Genomic DNA, 18,509 nt, shown 5'->3' with positions numbered 1-18,509 from the left:
TAGCTGCATAAAAATACAAATATATTAAATACGCATCTCGTGTCACCTTGTAGCTCTCCACTTATAAATTCAAGTGACAACTATACATATCTTATACGCATAGCCAGAGAATATATTCGCTGTACACTCTCTTCGGCTGTTGTTCCTTTCTTCATGAATCATCGCTTGCCAGCTACTCATGAGTACTTTTAACATCCAGCACCTCTACCCTAGGTTTCTTTAGATAATATTAAGTTCACTTTATGCTAACATATTATTAAACACTTTTCAATACCTAAATTAAACATATTAAAATATCTTTCTCATTAAATATATTTATGTGCAATGTATATAAAAAGTATATTTATTCATTATCCTTCTATTAATTGCATCTTAATCTGTTAAGTCTTATAATAAATCATTCTAACACTACCACTTGATGGTTAATTTACAAAAGATTTAGATTGCATTTTTTGCTCACTATTATTTATAATAATTATTAATTAATTATTATTACCCAATTAAGGAGAATATATATGAACAATTCTTTTAACCATATGATAAGTATTGCGCCAATGGTAGATAAGACCGATAGGCATTTTAGATACTTTGCTAGACTATTAACAAAAAAGACTTTACTATATACTGAAATGATTACATCTCAGGCAATAATTCATGGGGATAGAAAAAAACTTTTAGATTTTAATCCTACTGAAAATCCAGTAGCTCTTCAAATAGCCGCATCTAATCCTGATGAGCTATACAAAGCAGTTAAAATTGCAGAGGATTGGAATTACGATGAGATAAACTTAAACGCAGGTTGTCCTTCAGATAGAGTTTCAGGAAACATGATGGGTGCATCACTTATGGCTTATCCAGAGTTAATAGCCGAAATGATTTCTTCAATGAAAAGCGCTACTAAAAAGCCTGTTACAGTAAAGCATCGAATAGGAATTAGTAGTTCTAAAGTAACTTCTTCATTTATGCCTTACGGATTCTTTAATGATTTGGGACATCTTTCAGACTTCATGATCATAATAAATAAAGCAGCACCAGATAGAAATATAATTCATGCTAGAATCGCTATTTTAGAAGGACTAAGTCCTAAGGAAAATAGAGACATTCCCCCTCTAGACTACGACATGGTATATAATCTAAAAAAGCAGTTCCCGAATTCTATTATTGAGATAAATGGAGGAATCAAAACCTTAGACGAGATACATGAGCATTTAACACATGTAGATAGTGTTATGATTGGGAGAGAAGCATATTCAAACCCTGCTTTTATGGCTAGATTTGATTCATTATATAACCCACAAGACTCTATGACATTAACTAGAAGGACAATTATTGAAGATTTGCTCCCTTATATTGAGGATTTGGAAAGCAAGGGTGAAAATGCACACCTGGCCTTATCGCATACTTTAGGTCTATTTCAAAATCAGCCTGGAAGCTCTTTGTGGAAGAGATTGCTTTCAACTCCTTCACTAGGAACTAAAAGTATTCTATTAAGAGATGCATTAGCTTCTTTACCTCAAGATATTCTCGATAAAGAGATATAATATTTCAATTCTCAATTTACTTTATGCGGTTGTACCACTTCAAACCGAAATCTATTTTTAAAACTCTCACCGGTTCTAGTGAGAGAATTTAAAAATAATAAGTTTTATTACGAAGTGCTACATCCATATAGTATAGGCTGAAACCCTTGAAAACACTATATATTTATATAATTTTATGATTTTATAATTATATGATTTTATGATTTTATGATTTTATAAATATTTAAATTTAAAAATTCACTTAAAAATCACTATTAAACTTACAGTCAAACAATTTTTATTTTTTCACTGCATAGCCACAAAAGACTTGCAAGCCCATTGCAATATCTAAGTTTAGTTAGCTTGAAAACTTTATAATTTCTTATATAGCAAAAAAGAGTTCGAGAAATCTCAAACTCTTTTAATTATTTTACTTTGTTTTAGGTGTATATTTGTGGTGAAGTAAATGATGTGCTCTACCTTCACCTGGAGTTCCCATGTAAGTTTCATACATCTTTAATAATGCAGCATTTTCATGAGACTTTCTCTTCTTCATTCCCTTATCTTCATTGTAAAGTACAGATGCTCTTACAGCCTTTATATCAACTGTTTCTAATGTAGCTGAGTTAACGTGAGGTTGTCCACCACCATTTACACAACCACCTTCACATGCCATAACTTCGATGAAGTGGTATTCTTTTTCTTTCATTCTGTTAGAGTTCATAAATTCAAATAAATTAGCAGCTCCATTTACAACAGCAACATTATAGTTGTTTCCGCCTATTTCAACAGTAGCTTCTTTTATTCCCTTTAAGCCTCTTACCATTTCGTAATCAACATTTTCAAGATCTTTCTTTTCAACAAAGTCCTTAGCAGTTCTTAATGCTGCTTCCATAACTCCGCCTGTTGCTCCGAATATAGTACCAGCACCAGTGTATTCTCCCATAGCTGGATCAGCTATGCCATCTTCAAGTGCTGCGAAGTTCATCTTAACTTCTTTTATCATCTTAGCAATTTCTCTTACAGTTAAAACTGCATCTATTTGTCTAAGACCGTTGATTTCCATTTCTGGTCTATCAGCTTCAGCTTTCTTTGATGTACATGGCATAACAGTTACAGTAAATATATTCTTAGGATCTAAGCCTGCTATTTCTGGATAATATGTCTTAGTTGCTGTACCAAAAATTTGTTGTGGTGACTTAGCTGATGAAAGATTTCCAAGCATTTCTGGGAAATAGTTCTCAACTTGTCTAACCCAACCTGGGCAGCAAGAAGTAAACATTGGGAATGGACCGTTAGCTTCTATTCTTTGAATTAATTCTGTAGCTTCTTCCATGATAGTCATGTCAGCTCCAAAATTGATATCAAATACTTTATCAAAACCTAAGTTTCTTAAAGCTGTATAAGCTTTTCCTGTTACATCTACACCAAATCCCATATTGAACAACTCACCTAAAGAAGTTCTTACAGATGGAGCCATAGCAACTATAACGTGCTTTTCTGGATCAGCTAAAGCTTCTTTAACTCTATCAATATGAAGTTTTTCTGATAATGCATCTACTGGGCAAGCTATAATACATTGTCCACATAATAAGCAGTTAGTGTCATCAAAGCATTTACCGCTTTCATTTCCTATAACCTTTTGTCCATCTTTTTCAACAAACTTTATTGAGCTTGTTCCAGTCTTCTTTTCACACTTAGCAACACATCTACCGCAAAGTACACATTTAGTTCTGTCAATTACAAGTGAAGCACTTCTATCATCAACGTATTCTGACTTATCAGCCACTACGAATGGCTTAGATGCTTTTGCTTTAGTCTTGATTACTAACTTTAAAAACTCACAGTTTTCTCTTCTCTTACATGGTCCACACTTGAATTCATGTCTATCAAGCATAGTTGATACTCTTTCTTTTATGTGGTTTTGAACCCTTTCAGAATTAGTTGTTATAACCATTCCGTCTTCTACATATGTATTACAAGAAGTTGCTAGTTCATCTCTTCCTTCGATTTCAACTACACATACTCCACAATTACCAACATCGTTACAATCTTTTAAAAAGCAAAGTGTTGATACATCTATTCCGTTATCTCTAGCAAGTTTTAGGATTGTCATATCTTCATTTACTTGTACAGCATTACCGTTTAATATTATATTTTTCATTCTTTCACCTCTGATTAAAATATCATTTCAATAAATGCGACTTTAGTAAGGCTTCCCCCTACATCTTGTACTTCTTATAATCAAAATCATAATGTGCATTTATATTTTAGCAGATTGTTAAAGAAAATCCTATGTAATATTTTAAATTAAATTTATTTTTTTCTCATAAAAACGTTTACAGATGCTCTATTATGAAAAATTTTTATTTTTATCAAAAAAACCTATGTTTTTTTAACGATTTAATTAGTCTGAAAATTGGAAAATTAACGCAACGACTTCACTTAGTTAAAGTTTAGCAATATTGTCGGAATTGTCAACAGAAAACTTTGTTATTTTTTTAACTCACTTTACGTGAAATTTTCATTATATTAGAAAATTCTTCTCAATCTTATCTTTAATCAGCAAATACATTGTGAAAAAATCCATGGCTTTTTACTCAAAATGTTACATTGTTATACTCTCCAGATTAAACCAATAATTCATACATCCCTCCTCCAAAACTCACGATTTTCAAATAAGTACAAGTAAAGTTTACTTAATAGATAAAGATGTACCAGTTCGCGACGAAATCTATTTTTAAATTATCTCACATTTCCTGGTGAGATAATTTAAAAATAGAAATTTTATTACGAAGTGGTACATCTTTATATAGTATTTTTATTTAAACTAATTTATCTAAGAGGATTCTCAGTATAATAAGCCAGCCCTACTGTTGCTGGACCTACATGTAATCCTATTACCGGACCTATATCGCATAACTGTACTTTTGTTTTTACTATTTCTTCTATGATTTTTGCCAGCTCTTTTCCTTCTACTTCTGAATTTATATGATGAACAACTACCTCACCTAAATTATTTTTATCAATATCTTTTTTAAAGGCTTCAACAATGGTATCTATAGCTCTCTTCTTTGTCCTTACTTTTGCGAATATTGAAGTTTTTCCATGCTCAACAGTAAGTATAGGACGTATCTTCAAAAAAGCTCCTATTAACGCAGATGCTCCACCTATTCTGCCACCTTTTTTTAGATAATCTAAGGTATTAGGAACAAATAAAAATCTACTTCTGCGCTTCATATTCTCTACTGCAGCTACTATCTCCTCTATTGATTTTCCCTCATGAGAAGCTTTTGCTGCCGCAAGTACTGCATATCCCATCTGCATACAATTTGACTCAGAATCTATGATCTCTATTTTACCATCAGGATATTTGTCCAATATCATTTCTTTCACAAGATTAGCACTTGAATATGTACCACTCATCTCAGCTGATAAAAATACACCTACTACCGAGTTCTTCTTCAAAACTTCTTTTTCAAAAATTTTATAAAGATCTTCCAACCCTGGTTGAGAAGATGTTGGTATTTCATTAGATATTAATATTTCTTCATAAAAAGCCTCCCTATCCATAGTCGTTTCATTATAACTTTGACCTTGAAATATTACATTTAATGGACATACAGAAATATCATATTTTTTAATTAAGTCCTCAGGTATATATGAGGTACTGTCTGTTATTATTTTTATACTCAAGATGATTACCTCCAGTAAGATTCTTTGCCTAAAATTATACTCTTTTATATAAATTAATACAAATAATTCCTACTACTATATAACTTATAAATGCTTGTAAAAGATATCTTTTACAAGCATTTATAAAATCTTACATTAACTTTAATATGGCATATTTAGCCGCATCTCTTATATTTCCTTTTAAATCATATTGCATGTTTTCAAGCAAGTGCTGATTATCAATAGCCTCTGATTTTATAAATTTTATTGCTATTTCGGTAATTATATCAAACCTATTTAGCATCATTAATCCCTCTAATGCAGCATACTCGTTATATTTTATGACATCCTTGATTACGTTAATAGCTTCAACTACATCTTGTTCTGTCTTTGATCTTAATAATCCTTTTTTCTCAACAGCCTTAAAGGTACATAATGTAAGAATACAAAGATTCTCATCTAATAACTCTTCAACATCAGTTAAGGTTCTAGCTACATATCTTATACCTTTATCAATCTGCTTGTTATAAAGATTTAAATCTTCCTTGCCTAATCCAAAAGCAATCAATGACAAACAAGTATTTTCTATTCTATCATATAAGGTACTTTCCTCTGAATTGTCAAATGAACCCTCTGCAAATTGATTTCTAGCTATAAGTTTTAAAAGCTGATCTCTTGAAACTTCTTTATTTGCTTCTAATTTAGGTTTATTTTTATTCAACTTTTCAGATGTATTATAAAGGAATCGTGGTGAATCTATGAAATATCCACTTGCAAAATCTTTCAGAGCTTCTTCAGAAACTATAAGAGGAACTGTTTTCGTAATTGTTGCCCCTAAAACTGGTTCTTGGAAGCTTTCTACCATAAGAAGTTCCGTCTCTTCACTTAATATTCCGCTCTCTTTAGATATTTCTATTATCTTGTTCTTCATGGACTCAGCAATTTCTCCACGCTCGCCTCTCATTCTCTCACTTATAGATTCTATACGCATTCTACTCCAAGCTTTTCTGATAAGATCTACGTTTTCTTCTAAGTCAAAAGAGTCCATATTAATAGTAACGCTATAATCCTCTTCTCCAACTTTCCCTATTATGCTTATATTACCTTCAATAGCTCCCTTAACAAGTGCGAATATAGAAAATTGTTCTCTATCGTATAGATACTCAATACTTCTTGGATAAGTTCTTAAAACCTCTAAATTTCCCCAATCAATTTTTAATACATCTATCTGAGGACTATTGATTCTACTAAATTGTCTTACTACCAAATCTTCAATTTTTTCATCATAATAAATAAATTCTGGCTTTCCATACCCTATCTCAGCAATTTTGTTTATAAAGTAACTATTTACTGATGTGTCCATACCAAATGGGAATATTCTGTTATCACCAATATTTTCTTTTACATAATTTAAGATGATATCTTCTTCTTCATCCTCTACATTATCATCTGTAAATAACAGAATCGTAGAATCACCTTGCTTATTTTTCTCTTTTAAAGCTATCTTTAAAGCTTCAATCAGGTTTTCTTCCTCGCTGCTTGGTGAAAGGGAATTAATAAATTCACTAGCTTTTATTAAGTTTCCCTGAGTGTATGGTACTTTCCCTTGTTCTGAAAAAATCAAAATTTCCTCATCAAATGCTATAATATTAAAGGTATCATTGTCATCTAGATTTCTTAAGCAAAGCTGAAGGGCATTCTTTCCTTGCTCAAGCTTTTCTCCCATCATAGAGTTTGATTTATCTAAAATAAACATATAATTATTTCCACTATCATTTATTTCTTCATCCAACTTTGGAAAAATACTTAAGTAAAGTATTGACTCTTCTTTTTCTTCATCAACCGTATAATACATACCACTTGCTTCTATAGGACATTTTTCTGTTAGATCAAGTACAAAATCTCTATCTAAGAGTTCTCCATCTTCAAGAGTTATCTTACATAAAGTTTCATCTTCTCTCTCTATATTTATCTTATGTGAAGACGATTCTATAAGCATCTCCCCCATGGATTTAACTATGATACTAAAATAAAACTTATTAGGGATTACTCCATTGGTTATTATTTTAGGAAGCACTAAGCTATACCCATCATCCTCATATGGCATATGATCCATATAAGATACCTTTATTTTCACAAGTTCACTCGGTAATATATCTTTTATAGTTAGTTTATATAAATTATTCTCATAACTCTCTAATTTGAGGGGGTTAATCCCATCCAGAAGTGCATCACTATAAATTTTCTCTACATCAGCTTTTCCTTCAACAACTGACTCTAAAATTCTATCCCCTATTCTAACTTCTAATCCAGTTAACACACCGGTTTCTGTCATTGGAAAAGCGTATTCTCCGTCTATTGTTTTTCCAGTATTATTCTTAAATGATTGAGATAATGTGAACTCTACATATTCACCGCATATATGACCATTAATACTCAACCTTTCTACTGTTACATCACTTAAGCTCATCATCTCGTTGCCTCCTACATCCTTCTATAATCACTATCTTTATGATAGTTATATTTACAACCCTCGATAACTAAGCTATGTTTAATTTCATTAAGATAATTAATCACAACTTAAAAATTATCTATAGTTTTGCTCACCATATTTTTCTAGTCTTTTTTAAATTTTATTTCTAATCTTCATAATTGTAAAGAGTTTTTTTAATATTCTTGAAATAATAGTTTACACAAAATCACTTAAATAGATTCTTTAAAGTAGAATTTATTATAATCTTTCATTTACAGTAAAAAGAGCATAGTCCATTTAGTCTACGCTCCTACAAAAACTTTTTTAATGTAGTTATTTAGTATATTTAGCTAGATGCTGCTGATGCACTAGCTGCGGCTGCGCAAGCTGCAGCAGCTGCTGCTTGTTGCTGAGCTATCAATATAGCATGTATACTATTTCCTATTGATATCTGTAAAATACCATTCTTTATATTATCTATATAATAACTTGATACTATACTTGCTGCAATCATAGTTCTATTTGATGTATCCAAGCTCCAAAATCCATATCCATCTACCGAATGTATATATTCGTAAACCTCTTTTATTTCAGAGACTAGTGTATCAACATCAGTAGACAATAATGCAAGAAGCCCTAAAGTTGCTAACGCATCATATCTAAGCTTACACTTTTCACCTTTTAGTTTTTCATATAAAGCCACAGTTCTCCTGCAGTTTTCTTGTACGTCACCTTCACTTAAGGCAAGTATATGAGATAATGTCTGCAAGGCATTTCCTTTGTAAAATCCATCCTTACTCAACACATCATAATACTTTTCTATTTTATTTAAAGTCTCTTCAATATCAAAGTCTGTAGTTGCTAATATTGCAGCATAAACATAGTCATCAGACGATGTTATCCAAAAGTGGTTTTTCTTCATTCCATCATAAAATCTTCCCATTCTTTCAATACTTTTGTTCCACTGAGTTTTCTCAGAACTAGACGCAATTGTATAAGCTGCCATAGGCAGATATGGACTACTTCTAAAACCACTATGTTTCATAAGTTCATATACAGACTGAACATTGCTGAACGTATCTGCATAATTTTCTTCACTCGATAATAAGTTTACAAAAATCAGTTCATTTGTACCTCTAAAATATGATCCCCAGCTAGTATGTGTCCTTATACAATCTCTTATCATTAGTAAATTGTCCATTTCAGATTTTCTATTGTCTATAGCAAGCGACATTGCTATGAAGTGCTTAACTAAGTTAGATTCCCATCTAAACCCGTGCTTTAATTTATGAAAATTATCGATCATTAAGTTAGTTCTATCTGCAATTAACGAATTCATAACGCCCTCCATATTAAACAGTATTAAATAACTCTTTATATAATATAATACTATATATTATTTTATATGTAAATGATCTTTTTGTTAAGTTTACTTATATTTTTGTTAATATTGCTAATTATCAATCAGCATTCACGTGGCTTAAGTTTCACTGTCAAGATTAAATAACAGCTATTTCCAGTTTTTTTCTGTACTCTATCTATATACATCTATAAGCTTTTTTATTCCACATAATAACATGACAACAAATAGACATACAAAAAAGTTGCTGAAGCAACCTTCATCAGTGATTCTTGGACAGTAAAAAACACTGAATCTATCAATGGAATATTGATAGATTCAGTGTTTACTTCTTATTATTAAACTTTAATTTTCTCTATCCACTCATCTTTTAATAAACCGTATAGGTACATAGAGTATCTTTTGTAATCTCTTAGTATAAACTCTCTATATTCTCCCTCTCTCTTAAACCCAACAGATTCATATAACTTTATGGCACTAGTATTGTAAGCCAATACATCTAATTGAATCCTATGAAGATTAAGCTCTGCAAATCCAAAATCTATTAAAAGCCTTATAGCTTCTTTTCCAAGACCTTTATTTCTATATTTCATATTTCCTATACCTATAAACAGTGTTGCCACTCTATTACTCCATAGTATATCATCAAAGCCTATCACACCAATTATCTCGTTTGAAGAAACGTCCCTTATTGCGAATATCATTCGCTCCTGTGTTTCTTTAAATTCTTCAAATACTTCCTGGACCTCTTTTTGTCCCTTTGGAATTGCCGGAACCATGTCGTAATATCTCAAGAAATCCGAATCATCATACCATGAATTAATACAAGCAAAATCCTCATCTTTAATTGACCCAAGCTTTACATTTTCACCTTTAAGTAGCACTTTCATAAGATAGCACCTCTATATATTAACAATATATTTCCTTTCAAGTCTTATTGGTTGATAAGCTAGCTTTGCCTTTCTAAGTCCTTCAATACCTCTATCTTCTTCCCTGTTTATATATTTTATATTACCTAAATACTCATTCACAAAAGATCTATTTATAAAAGCGTAAATCCCTTGATAATCTATATTACCTTTTTCTATGTGTATTATTGCCATATCATCATTTACTATCTCTCCAATAGTAAATCCAGCAATAACATTATCAACATATGCAGCTATCCCTATAGCGTTTAAGGATTCAAGATTTTCTAGTACCTCTTTAACTCCTTGTTCTTCTATTACTAACTGCTCGTCTAATTGATCTTTTTCTATATTCCAATTTGTTTCAAAGGCTATGCAATCTTCGACTACCTTCTCATCTCTTATATCTCTTATTTCATAGCTATAACTTTTTATAAATTGATTATATTTGTTTTTTTTGCTATGAAGTTTTTTTCCTGATAAGGTAGCTAACTTTTCAGTTTCATATATATAGTCAAAATTATCCTCATCTTCTTCTATATTGAGCTCTTCACCATATAATTCTTTCAATTTTATTAGAAAGTTTTCCTCAATATCTCTAAAAAGAGTCTTAATATTAGAATCTTCTTTCTTTATATTTATTAATTCATTTATTATAGACCTCAGGTTATCATTTGTATAACCAATAGGCTCCATAAAATATGTGCCCGTATGTTTCTCAGTCTTCTTTATGATCAATGCTCCATCGAAAAAACCAAATTCAACTTTAAATAGATTTTTCCATAAATATAATGTCAAATACGAATATTCATAAGTTGAAAACTTATAATCTTTTAAATATTTCTGAAATATATCCTTATCACTAAGCTCTAATGTTTTGAACTGTATCATTGGTATCCTCCTCTGATGTCTACATAACACCATGATTGTCTTAAAAATACTAATTATTCTATAAATATGTATGATATCTTAAACTTCATCTGATTTACCATAGGATATACCCCATTGTTTCCTGATTTCATCCATTATACTCATAACATCCTTAGAAAGATTTAAGCTATTTAAATCATCAGCCTTATTTAAATTTAAAATACTATTATTCATATCTTCTACTTCATATAATAATGCTTTATTCTTATCACCGCAACTTATCTTCTCTACAGTTCCATTTAGATATGTTATAACAGCTTCATCAGCTCTTGGATAATCCTCGACTGCTATATATCCTAGATCACCCGCAATAATTGCTCTCTTAGGTAACTTAGCTCTCATTGTCAGCGTAACTACAGCCATCTCATCATTTGGATTCTTTAAAATTATCCCGGACTGTTCATCTACACCAGTCTCAAATTTTTTAACTGTTGTCATCACCTCATCAGGTTGTACTGATAAAAACATTCTTGTAAGTGATAATGCATAACTTCCAATATCAAATAAAGCTCCGCCAGCCAATTCCTTATTAAAAAATCTATTTGTAACATCATATTCCTTACAGCTTCCAAATGAGACATTTATCATCTTTAATTGACCAATTGCGCCTTCATTTATTAAACTTTTTAATTTTCTGAATATAGGCATATGATATATGGTCATAGCTTCTGCTACAACTAGATTTTTCTCATTTGCTAAAGCAATAATGTTGTCCAACTGATTTCCATTTAGTACTATTGCCTTCTCACAAAGTACATGTTTATTATATTGTAAAGCCATCATGATATATTCATAATGATTGCTATGTGGAGTAGATATATAAACTACATCTATAGATTCATCCCTTAACATCTCTTCATAATTTCCATACGCCTTGCTTATTCCATATTGATTAGCAAAGGCTTCAGCTCTATCATAGGAACGAGAACCTACTGCATATATTTCTCCATTAACTTCTTTTATTGCTGCTGCAAAGTCCTTTGCAATAAGCCCTGGTCCTAATATAGCCCATTTTAAACTTTTCATAAATACACCGCCTAAACAATTACTAATTATAATCTACTATAATTATACAACCTACTTCGCTATTTTAACAAATATAAATTGGCAGATTATCCTTATAAATAGGCTATAGCTTCAATTTTCTTTAAAGTTTATTGTTTTTACTGCTCCATCATAAGCCAATGATGTATTCTTAAAAACATTAGCAGCATTCTCAATATATTCTCCTGGATTCATCATAGCAGGACTATAATGAGTTATAATAAGCTCATCAACATTGGCTTCCTTGGCAATAGTTGCGCTTTCTCTAAAGGTCATGTGTTTATTTTTCATAGCTTTTTCTATATCCTCATCAGCTCCGTAAGTACCTTCACATACTAATAAGTCACTACCTTCTACAAATTCTCTTATGCTTTCTATTGGTCTTGTATCTGTTATATAGCTTATCTTTAACCCTTTCCTCTCTTCCGCTAAAACCATAGAAGGGGTATATGTCTTTCCTTCAAAATCTTGAACCTCATTTTTTTGTAATTTACTCCATAGTACTTTAGGGACTTGATTTTTAATTGCCTTCTCTACAGCAAACTTAGGAGATCTTCGAATATAAAAACTATAACCAATACATGGACTGGAATGATCTAGTTCCGATGTACTTATTTCTAGTTGTGCTTTAAGTTCTTGTTTTCCTTCTGCTAATGTATTTATATAATTTTCAAATAGAACTGCTTTATCTTTTTCAAAATCTACTAGTATAGAACCTTTAGGATTTTCAATTATGAAAATTTCAAAAGCTAAGTAAGGGATAACTACTTTTAATCCATTCATAACTTCATATAAACCTTCAGGCCCTATTATATAAATAGGTTCTTCTCTACCACTATTACTTATAGTTGCTAAAAGTCCTGGTAATCCAAGTATATGATCTCCATGAAAATGAGTTATACAAATTATATCTATTGATTTAAATCCCCATCCTAGCCTTCTCATTGATACCTGAGTTCCTTCACCACAATCAACAAGTATCTTTCTGCCGTTATATTTTAGCAACATTGAAGCCAGAAAACGTTCAGGCATAGGCATAGTTCCGCCACATCCTAAAAATGCTACATCTAACATTTTAATTACCTCTCATTTTTTATTTTTTATCTTAACTGATATGAAGATACACGTTTCTAAATCACATTTTAATTAAATAGTATATACTGAATTTCTAATTATAATTTCTAAAATACACTTGTTTAATTCCAGGCATATATTTACAAGTATTCTGTTAAGTTGTACTATTAAATTAATAATTTTAAGAATTATATACAAACAAATTAAAATATAATCATATGATTATAATTATACAATTATTTTTATATATTCATGTATGACAAACTAATTGCTATTAAGTTTTCAATAAATATATAAATCATTTAATTTGGGAGGTAATATAATGTTTTTAAACGAATTATCAAAGAAAGAATCAATACTATTTATTAACCTAGTTAAGAATCTAGCAAATGTAGACAAAGTATTTTCAGAAAAAGAGGAACAATTAATATCTGATTATTTAGAAGAACTTTCTTTAAACAGCTCAGAGGTAGATTCATTACCCTTTGATGAAACCCTAAAGGCTTTAACTTCTTCTACTTCAAGAATTCAAAATATAATATATTTTGAATTAGTTGGACTTGCTCTTGTAGACGGCTTGTACTCCGAAGAAGAAACTGCATTTTTATCTAAAATTGCTAATACATTTAACATCAATGAAGGTAAACAAACTTCTTTCCTTAACTTTTTTAAAGATGTAAAAGCTTTATATGAAATAACAGTTATAGATTATGAAAGCAAAATATCTGAGTTAAAAACTAGGATATCAGAATTATTAGTTTAATAAAAAATTCACTGAAGCGATTTTCTTCAGTGAATTTTTTTTACGCATCTGCCTTTCCGAATGTATATGAGGAAAATCTGGCAGGAGAATAAATTTTATTTTTTTACTCTTTTACTTTATATTACATTCTAAACCCGTTACGCATTCATAACTACAGAAATTATTAAATCTAAAATCCATAAAGAATAAAATATTCCATAAAAGGAATACAAAAGATAATGAATATCATTTACATTCTTCTTCAACTATGATATAATTCTTCTTGGCTGTCTGGTAAAAAATTTGAAACCGCGAAAATATATTTTATTGGAGGATTCAAATGGCAAGATCAATGGGACCAAGATTTAAGGTTGCAAGACGACTTGGTGTAAATGTATTTAATCACCCTAAAGCATTAAATAGGGGTATAAAGAAACAAAAGTTATCCGAATATGGAGAACAACTTTTAGAAAAACAAAAACTAAAGGCATATTATGGTGTACTAGAAAAACAGTTTAGAAGATATGTATTTGAGGCAATGAGTTCAAAAGAAAAATCTGAAATAGTTCTAATCCAAAGATTAGAAATGAGATTAGATAATATAGTCTACAGAATGGGCTTTGGTTCAACCTTAAGACAATCAAGACAAATGGTAACTCATGGACACATAAGAGTTAATGGTCAAAAAGTGGACATCCCTTCTTATAAGCTAAAAGTAGGTGACGTAATTTCACTTAAAGAAGCTTCCAAGAAGACTGATATGTTTGTTGAAAACTTTAATTCTATATTACCTTCTGTAAACTATATAGAAAAGGATCTTGAATCCTTAAGTGGTACTATAAAAAACATGCCAAACATAGAAGACATCCCTGTAGATGTAAAATTCCCAAAGATAATAGAATTTTACTCAAAGAACTAATTAGATGTGTTGCTTATTCTGATTTTCTATAAAATCAGACTTTTATAAATTTTGATAATGAATAAATTAAGCTATACTTAAATCGCAAAATTTAAGTATAGCTTTTATTTTTTTATTGGTCTAATGATAATTATTTTTTCTTTTAATATATAGATATATCGGAATTCCTATTAGAGTTATGCAAACCCCATATAAAGCATTATACTTATCAGTTATCATTGTACTTATTATGATGTATGCCCCTCCAACTATTCCTATTAGAGGAATAACTGGATACAACGGAACTGAATATTCCCTTTTTATATCTTTATGTTTTGTTCTTAATATAAATATACCCGCTACCGTCATTACAAAGAATATCCACATTACGAAAACAGCTAAGTTTGTAAGTGTATCGAAAGATCCTGAAATTACATACAATATAGCCAAAAACACTTCAAATATAAATGCATTCATAGGTGTGTTAAATCTCTCGTCAACTTTACCGAAGAATTTTGAAAAAGGCATTAATTTTTCTTGAGCCATAGCATATGGAATTCTAACTCCAGTCATCAAATAACCATTAAGGGCTCCAAAAATAGATATCATTATACCACCTGCAATTAAAGCAGCCCCATTATTTCCAAACAGTATTACTGCTGCATCAGATGCTGGCTTATTGGATGCAATTATATCCCCTAAAGGCATAACTTTTAATAACGCTATATTTACTAAAATATATACGGCAATAATTATAGTAAGACCTATAATTATCGATCTAGGCAGGTCCTTTTTTGGTTTTTTTAGTTCACCTGCCATATTACCAACACTTATCCATCCGTCATATGCCCATAAAGTCCCTAAGATAGCTGCGCCAAAGCCAGCTAATCCTGAAGAGCCGCCTTTTACTACATTTGAATTAATAAAGTTATGTTCTCCACCGTTTATCAAACCAAAACCTATTATTACTATAATAGGAATAAGTTTAGCAAGTGTAGCAACAAACTGAACCTTACTACCTAGTTTTGTCGATAATATATTAATAGTCATAATAAATAATATAATAAAGATTCCAAGTATCTTTTGCCCTGTTTTAGATATATCTACAAAATATGTAGCTTGTGTTGCAAAAACTATAGATAATGCAGCTACTACTCCTGGTACATATATAACAGTTTGAACCCATCCAAATAAAAAGGCCCACTGTTCTCCATATAGCTCCCTCAAATAAGCAAATACTCCTCCAGTTTTAGGTATAACTGCTGCTATTTCCGCAACAGTCAAAGCAGATGCCATTGTTATTATACCTCCAGCTATCCATGCGCATATGCCTAACAATGAACTTCCTGCATTACCAAATACTATCGTTGCTTTAAAGAAAATACCTGACCCTATAACTATTCCTATCACCATTGTTATTGCTTCAGGTAACCCTATTTCTTTTTTCAAACTACTTTCGTAAAGATCCGCCTTTTTGCTATTATCCTTTGAATTCTTCATAAGCTTCATCCTTTCCGTAAACTTTTTCCTTAATCTATAAGTAATTTTATTCTTCGCTTAATACTTAAAAAATACATAGATATATTAAGTTTTGTAAAACTTTATTTTATTAATATAATTTATTGTTTTTATGTTATTAGATTTACCAAGTTAATGCTACTTAATTATGTTTCCACTTTTACATTATCTAATTCTATAGACAAAACTATTCTTAGTCAACTTCCTATGAAATATTATATAAAACACTGCTATAGTATCACTATACTATTCTTAATTTTCAAACTCCTAAATATGTTCAAAACAGTTAAAATTACTAGTCTTATCTAGCTTAAATTTTTTTACTATCTCATACAGCAAAAAAGCTATACCTAACAGATTTTCACCTATAGGTACAGCTTTATATCTCTAACTTATTTTTTCAACTATATCTTCAACTCTTTTTTGCGATTTCTTTCTAGTATACAATCTCATTGCTGTTAATATAGCCCCTATTGCACATATAAGGCTAGCCGCTAAGTATGAGTATCTCATTCCATATACAAATACATCCTCTCTACCTGGAATGAAGTTAGCAACTTGATATCCAATCTTATAACTCATTCTATTATATAATAGAGCAGTTGATAAAGAGATACCAAAATTCATACCTAGATTTCTAACTAATGCATTGACACTTCCTGCTATACCTAATTTACTCTTAGGGACAGTTGACATTATTAGAGAATTATTAGGTGATTGAAACATTCCATTCCCTATCGATAGTACCGCCATAAATGCAATTAAAATTATCATTGAAGAAGTTTGATTCAAAGTTGACATTAACATTAATCCAAAGCTTGAAGCTATAAGACCTATAAAAGTTAGTACTTCTGATCCAATTTTATCTGACATATGACCACTTATCGGCGCTATGAACGCTAATATCAAAGGTGAAACCATCATAAATAGTCCTGTAACTGAAGATGATAGCTTCATAACATCCTGTAGATAAAATGGCTGAATTATATTAGAGCAACTGATGGCAACAAAAGATATAAACCCACAAAAAACACTGAGAGAAAATAACTTATTCTTAAATATCGAAAGCTCTAACATAGGCTCCTTAACTCTTTTTTCAACATAAATGAAAGCTGTGAATGATATTATAGCGATTAGTAAGCTACCTAAAATAATTGGATTTCCATATCCCAATTGTTGTCCTTTCATAATAGATACAAACATCATCACAATAGCTATAGTAAATAAAACAGCTCCTTTTAAATCAAGCCTTTCATTTGATATATTTCCCTTAGACTTAGGAAGAATCTTATATGACATTACAAAGGTTATTAATCCTATAGGAACATTTATCAAGAATATATACTTCCAACTTACTAAATAAACTATAAATCCTCCTAATGGCGGTCCAACCATAGTACCTAAAGCTACTGCTGTACCTGACATTCCCAAAGCTTTTCCTCTTTCATTTGGTGGAAAAACACTTGTTATTATCCCTTGGCTTGTTGACATAGTGGCAGAAGCACCAATTGCTTGTATAATTCTAGCAGCTACTAAAAACCATAATGAATTAGATAATCCACACATCAATGATCCTAAAGTAAACATAATTATTCCAAAGCTAAACACCTTAGTTTTACCTTTTATGTCACCCAATCTTCCAAATATAAGAATTATAGATGAAATAGTTATCAAATAGCTTGTTACTACCCACTCTATTGAAGCCATATTAACATTAAGCTTTTTTGACATTACAGGAAGCGCTACATTTACAATACTGCTATCTAAGCATGACATAAAAGTCATCAGTACAACATTAAATAATATAAGCCATCTGTTTTTATAGATCCTATCATTTATATTCTCCATTATTTTTGTCCCCCTCTTCTGTACTCATCTTATAGTTTTTTGCATTCTCTAATGCATTATTCAAAAAAAGAATCACTTTATCTATATCTTGATCATGTGATCCTAAGGAAATTATATCAATCCAATTCTGGATTTCCTGTTTTATTTCAGGAATGATCTTTCTTGACTTTTCAGTCAAAAATAACCTATATGCTCTTGAATCTTCTTGATCAGCTTCTTTCCTTATGTAATCAAGTTCTATAAGCCTCTTTATAGTTCTAGCAGACATTGCTTTATCAACATTAAGCTTTTTACTTATACAGTTTTGACTTATTCCCTCATGATTATAAAGAATTAAGATATAAGGATACATTCCACTTGTAAGATTAAATCTTTCTAAAGAAACATCTAATTGAGCCTGGGTAAGTCTGTATAATTTGCTTACAAGTTTAATCAGGCTAGTTCTACCATCATCCATCTGCTTCACCTTCTTTTAAAAATCTTTTATTTTTTTATGCAATCTGTAAATATGCATTATAT

At 30.5% G+C, this 18,509-nt stretch carries 14 protein-coding genes and 1 riboswitch; of the genes, 3 read left to right on the top strand and 11 right to left on the bottom strand.

Translation table 11 applies throughout. The features are described 5' to 3' along the window. Positions 1 to 42: 42 nt before the first annotated feature. Positions 43 to 215, bottom strand: a riboswitch (Lysine riboswitch). 300 nt (positions 216 to 515) lie between these two features. Next, entirely contained in the window at positions 516 to 1,541 is a 1,026-nt protein-coding gene (gene dusA / locus OCU55_RS03090) for a tRNA dihydrouridine(20/20a) synthase DusA (RefSeq protein WP_261850847.1), read from the top strand. A 409-nt stretch (positions 1,542 to 1,950) separates the two neighbouring features. Here the strand turns inward: dusA and OCU55_RS03085 are convergent, their stop codons facing one another. The 8 genes from OCU55_RS03085 to OCU55_RS03050 form a co-directional block, all read right to left on the bottom strand. Further along, the gene (locus OCU55_RS03085; protein WP_261850846.1) at positions 1,951 to 3,684 is read right to left on the bottom strand and encodes a ferredoxin hydrogenase; all 1,734 of its coding nucleotides are present in this window, start codon (positions 3,682 to 3,684) and stop codon (positions 1,951 to 1,953) included. 671 nt (positions 3,685 to 4,355) lie between these two features. After that, positions 4,356 to 5,216 (bottom strand): DegV family protein, encoded by an 861-nt coding sequence (locus OCU55_RS03080; RefSeq protein ID WP_261850845.1) that lies wholly within the window; start codon positions 5,214 to 5,216, stop codon positions 4,356 to 4,358. 130 nt (positions 5,217 to 5,346) lie between these two features. Continuing rightward, positions 5,347 to 7,668 carry a VIT and vWA domain-containing protein gene (locus tag OCU55_RS03075; RefSeq protein WP_261850844.1) on the bottom strand — a complete coding sequence of 774 codons (2,322 nt, stop codon included), beginning with the start codon at positions 7,666 to 7,668 and terminating at the stop codon, positions 5,347 to 5,349. Positions 7,669 to 8,014: 346 nt separating this feature from the next. Further along, on the bottom strand, positions 8,015 to 9,007 hold the full coding sequence (locus tag OCU55_RS03070; RefSeq protein WP_261850843.1) for a DUF4003 domain-containing protein: 993 nt from the start codon (positions 9,005 to 9,007) through the stop codon (positions 8,015 to 8,017). Between the two features lie 359 nt (positions 9,008 to 9,366). Continuing rightward, positions 9,367 to 9,918, bottom strand: a complete 552-nt coding sequence (locus OCU55_RS03065; RefSeq protein ID WP_261850842.1) for a GNAT family N-acetyltransferase — start codon at positions 9,916 to 9,918, stop codon at positions 9,367 to 9,369. Between the two features lie 12 nt (positions 9,919 to 9,930). Next, complete coding sequence (locus OCU55_RS03060) at positions 9,931 to 10,827, bottom strand: DUF2156 domain-containing protein (RefSeq protein ID WP_261850841.1); 897 nt, start codon at positions 10,825 to 10,827, stop codon at positions 9,931 to 9,933. 78 nt (positions 10,828 to 10,905) lie between these two features. After that, on the bottom strand, positions 10,906 to 11,892 hold the full coding sequence (locus OCU55_RS03055; RefSeq protein WP_261850840.1) for a Gfo/Idh/MocA family protein: 987 nt from the start codon (positions 11,890 to 11,892) through the stop codon (positions 10,906 to 10,908). Positions 11,893 to 12,003: 111 nt separating this feature from the next. Next, positions 12,004 to 12,984 carry a ribonuclease Z gene (locus OCU55_RS03050; RefSeq protein ID WP_261850839.1) on the bottom strand — a complete coding sequence of 327 codons (981 nt, stop codon included), beginning with the start codon at positions 12,982 to 12,984 and terminating at the stop codon, positions 12,004 to 12,006. 322 nt (positions 12,985 to 13,306) lie between these two features. On the opposite strand from OCU55_RS03050, the gene OCU55_RS03045 reads away from it, so the two are divergent. Continuing rightward, on the top strand, positions 13,307 to 13,747 hold the full coding sequence (locus OCU55_RS03045) for a tellurite resistance TerB family protein (RefSeq protein ID WP_261850838.1): 441 nt from the start codon (positions 13,307 to 13,309) through the stop codon (positions 13,745 to 13,747). Positions 13,748 to 14,066: 319 nt separating this feature from the next. Then, positions 14,067 to 14,645, top strand: a complete 579-nt coding sequence (gene rpsD / locus OCU55_RS03040) for a 30S ribosomal protein S4 (protein WP_261850837.1) — start codon at positions 14,067 to 14,069, stop codon at positions 14,643 to 14,645. Between the two features lie 120 nt (positions 14,646 to 14,765). On the opposite strand, the gene OCU55_RS03035 is transcribed toward rpsD, so the two are convergent. The 3 genes from OCU55_RS03035 to OCU55_RS03025 all read right to left on the bottom strand — a co-directional run bounded on the left by OCU55_RS03035 (position 14,766) and on the right by OCU55_RS03025 (position 18,447). Beyond that, a complete protein-coding gene (locus OCU55_RS03035) occupies positions 14,766 to 16,124 on the bottom strand; it encodes an APC family permease (protein ID WP_261850836.1) in 1,359 nt (452 codons plus the stop codon). 405 nt (positions 16,125 to 16,529) lie between these two features. Continuing rightward, positions 16,530 to 17,990 carry an MFS transporter gene (locus OCU55_RS03030; protein WP_261850835.1) on the bottom strand — a complete coding sequence of 487 codons (1,461 nt, stop codon included), beginning with the start codon at positions 17,988 to 17,990 and terminating at the stop codon, positions 16,530 to 16,532. Next, positions 17,974 to 18,447 carry a MarR family winged helix-turn-helix transcriptional regulator gene (locus tag OCU55_RS03025; protein WP_261850834.1) on the bottom strand — a complete coding sequence of 158 codons (474 nt, stop codon included), beginning with the start codon at positions 18,445 to 18,447 and terminating at the stop codon, positions 17,974 to 17,976. The genes OCU55_RS03030 and OCU55_RS03025 overlap by 17 nt, the downstream gene beginning before the upstream one ends. Positions 18,448 to 18,509: the final 62 nt, after the last annotated feature.

Source organism: Clostridium folliculivorans, from assembly GCF_024341905.1.
Lineage (GTDB): Bacteria > Bacillota > Clostridia > Clostridiales > Clostridiaceae > Clostridium_AR > Clostridium_AR folliculivorans.
The sequence above is the reverse complement of the archived record's forward strand: the minus strand, read 5'-3'. Positions and strand labels throughout refer to the sequence as shown.

What these genes read in the sequence shown, in the direction of transcription:
- OCU55_RS03045 (WP_261850838.1), top strand. Translation starts at nt 13,307, where the DNA reads ATGTTTTTAAACGAATTATCAAAGAAAGAATCAATACTATTTATTAAC.
- OCU55_RS03025 (WP_261850834.1), bottom strand. Translation starts at nt 18,447, where the DNA reads ATGGATGATGGTAGAACTAGCCTGATTAAACTTGTAAGCAAATTATAC.
- OCU55_RS03085 (WP_261850846.1), bottom strand. Translation starts at nt 3,684, where the DNA reads ATGAAAAATATAATATTAAACGGTAATGCTGTACAAGTAAATGAAGAT.
- OCU55_RS03065 (WP_261850842.1), bottom strand. Translation starts at nt 9,918, where the DNA reads ATGAAAGTGCTACTTAAAGGTGAAAATGTAAAGCTTGGGTCAATTAAA.
- OCU55_RS03035 (WP_261850836.1), bottom strand. Translation starts at nt 16,124, where the DNA reads ATGAAGAATTCAAAGGATAATAGCAAAAAGGCGGATCTTTACGAAAGT.
- OCU55_RS03075 (WP_261850844.1), bottom strand. Translation starts at nt 7,668, where the DNA reads ATGATGAGCTTAAGTGATGTAACAGTAGAAAGGTTGAGTATTAATGGT.
- OCU55_RS03070 (WP_261850843.1), bottom strand. Translation starts at nt 9,007, where the DNA reads ATGAATTCGTTAATTGCAGATAGAACTAACTTAATGATCGATAATTTT.
- OCU55_RS03050 (WP_261850839.1), bottom strand. Translation starts at nt 12,984, where the DNA reads ATGTTAGATGTAGCATTTTTAGGATGTGGCGGAACTATGCCTATGCCT.
- OCU55_RS03055 (WP_261850840.1), bottom strand. Translation starts at nt 11,892, where the DNA reads ATGAAAAGTTTAAAATGGGCTATATTAGGACCAGGGCTTATTGCAAAG.
- OCU55_RS03060 (WP_261850841.1), bottom strand. Translation starts at nt 10,827, where the DNA reads ATGATACAGTTCAAAACATTAGAGCTTAGTGATAAGGATATATTTCAG.
- rpsD (WP_261850837.1), top strand. Translation starts at nt 14,067, where the DNA reads ATGGCAAGATCAATGGGACCAAGATTTAAGGTTGCAAGACGACTTGGT.
- dusA (WP_261850847.1), top strand. Translation starts at nt 516, where the DNA reads ATGAACAATTCTTTTAACCATATGATAAGTATTGCGCCAATGGTAGAT.
- OCU55_RS03030 (WP_261850835.1), bottom strand. Translation starts at nt 17,990, where the DNA reads ATGGAGAATATAAATGATAGGATCTATAAAAACAGATGGCTTATATTA.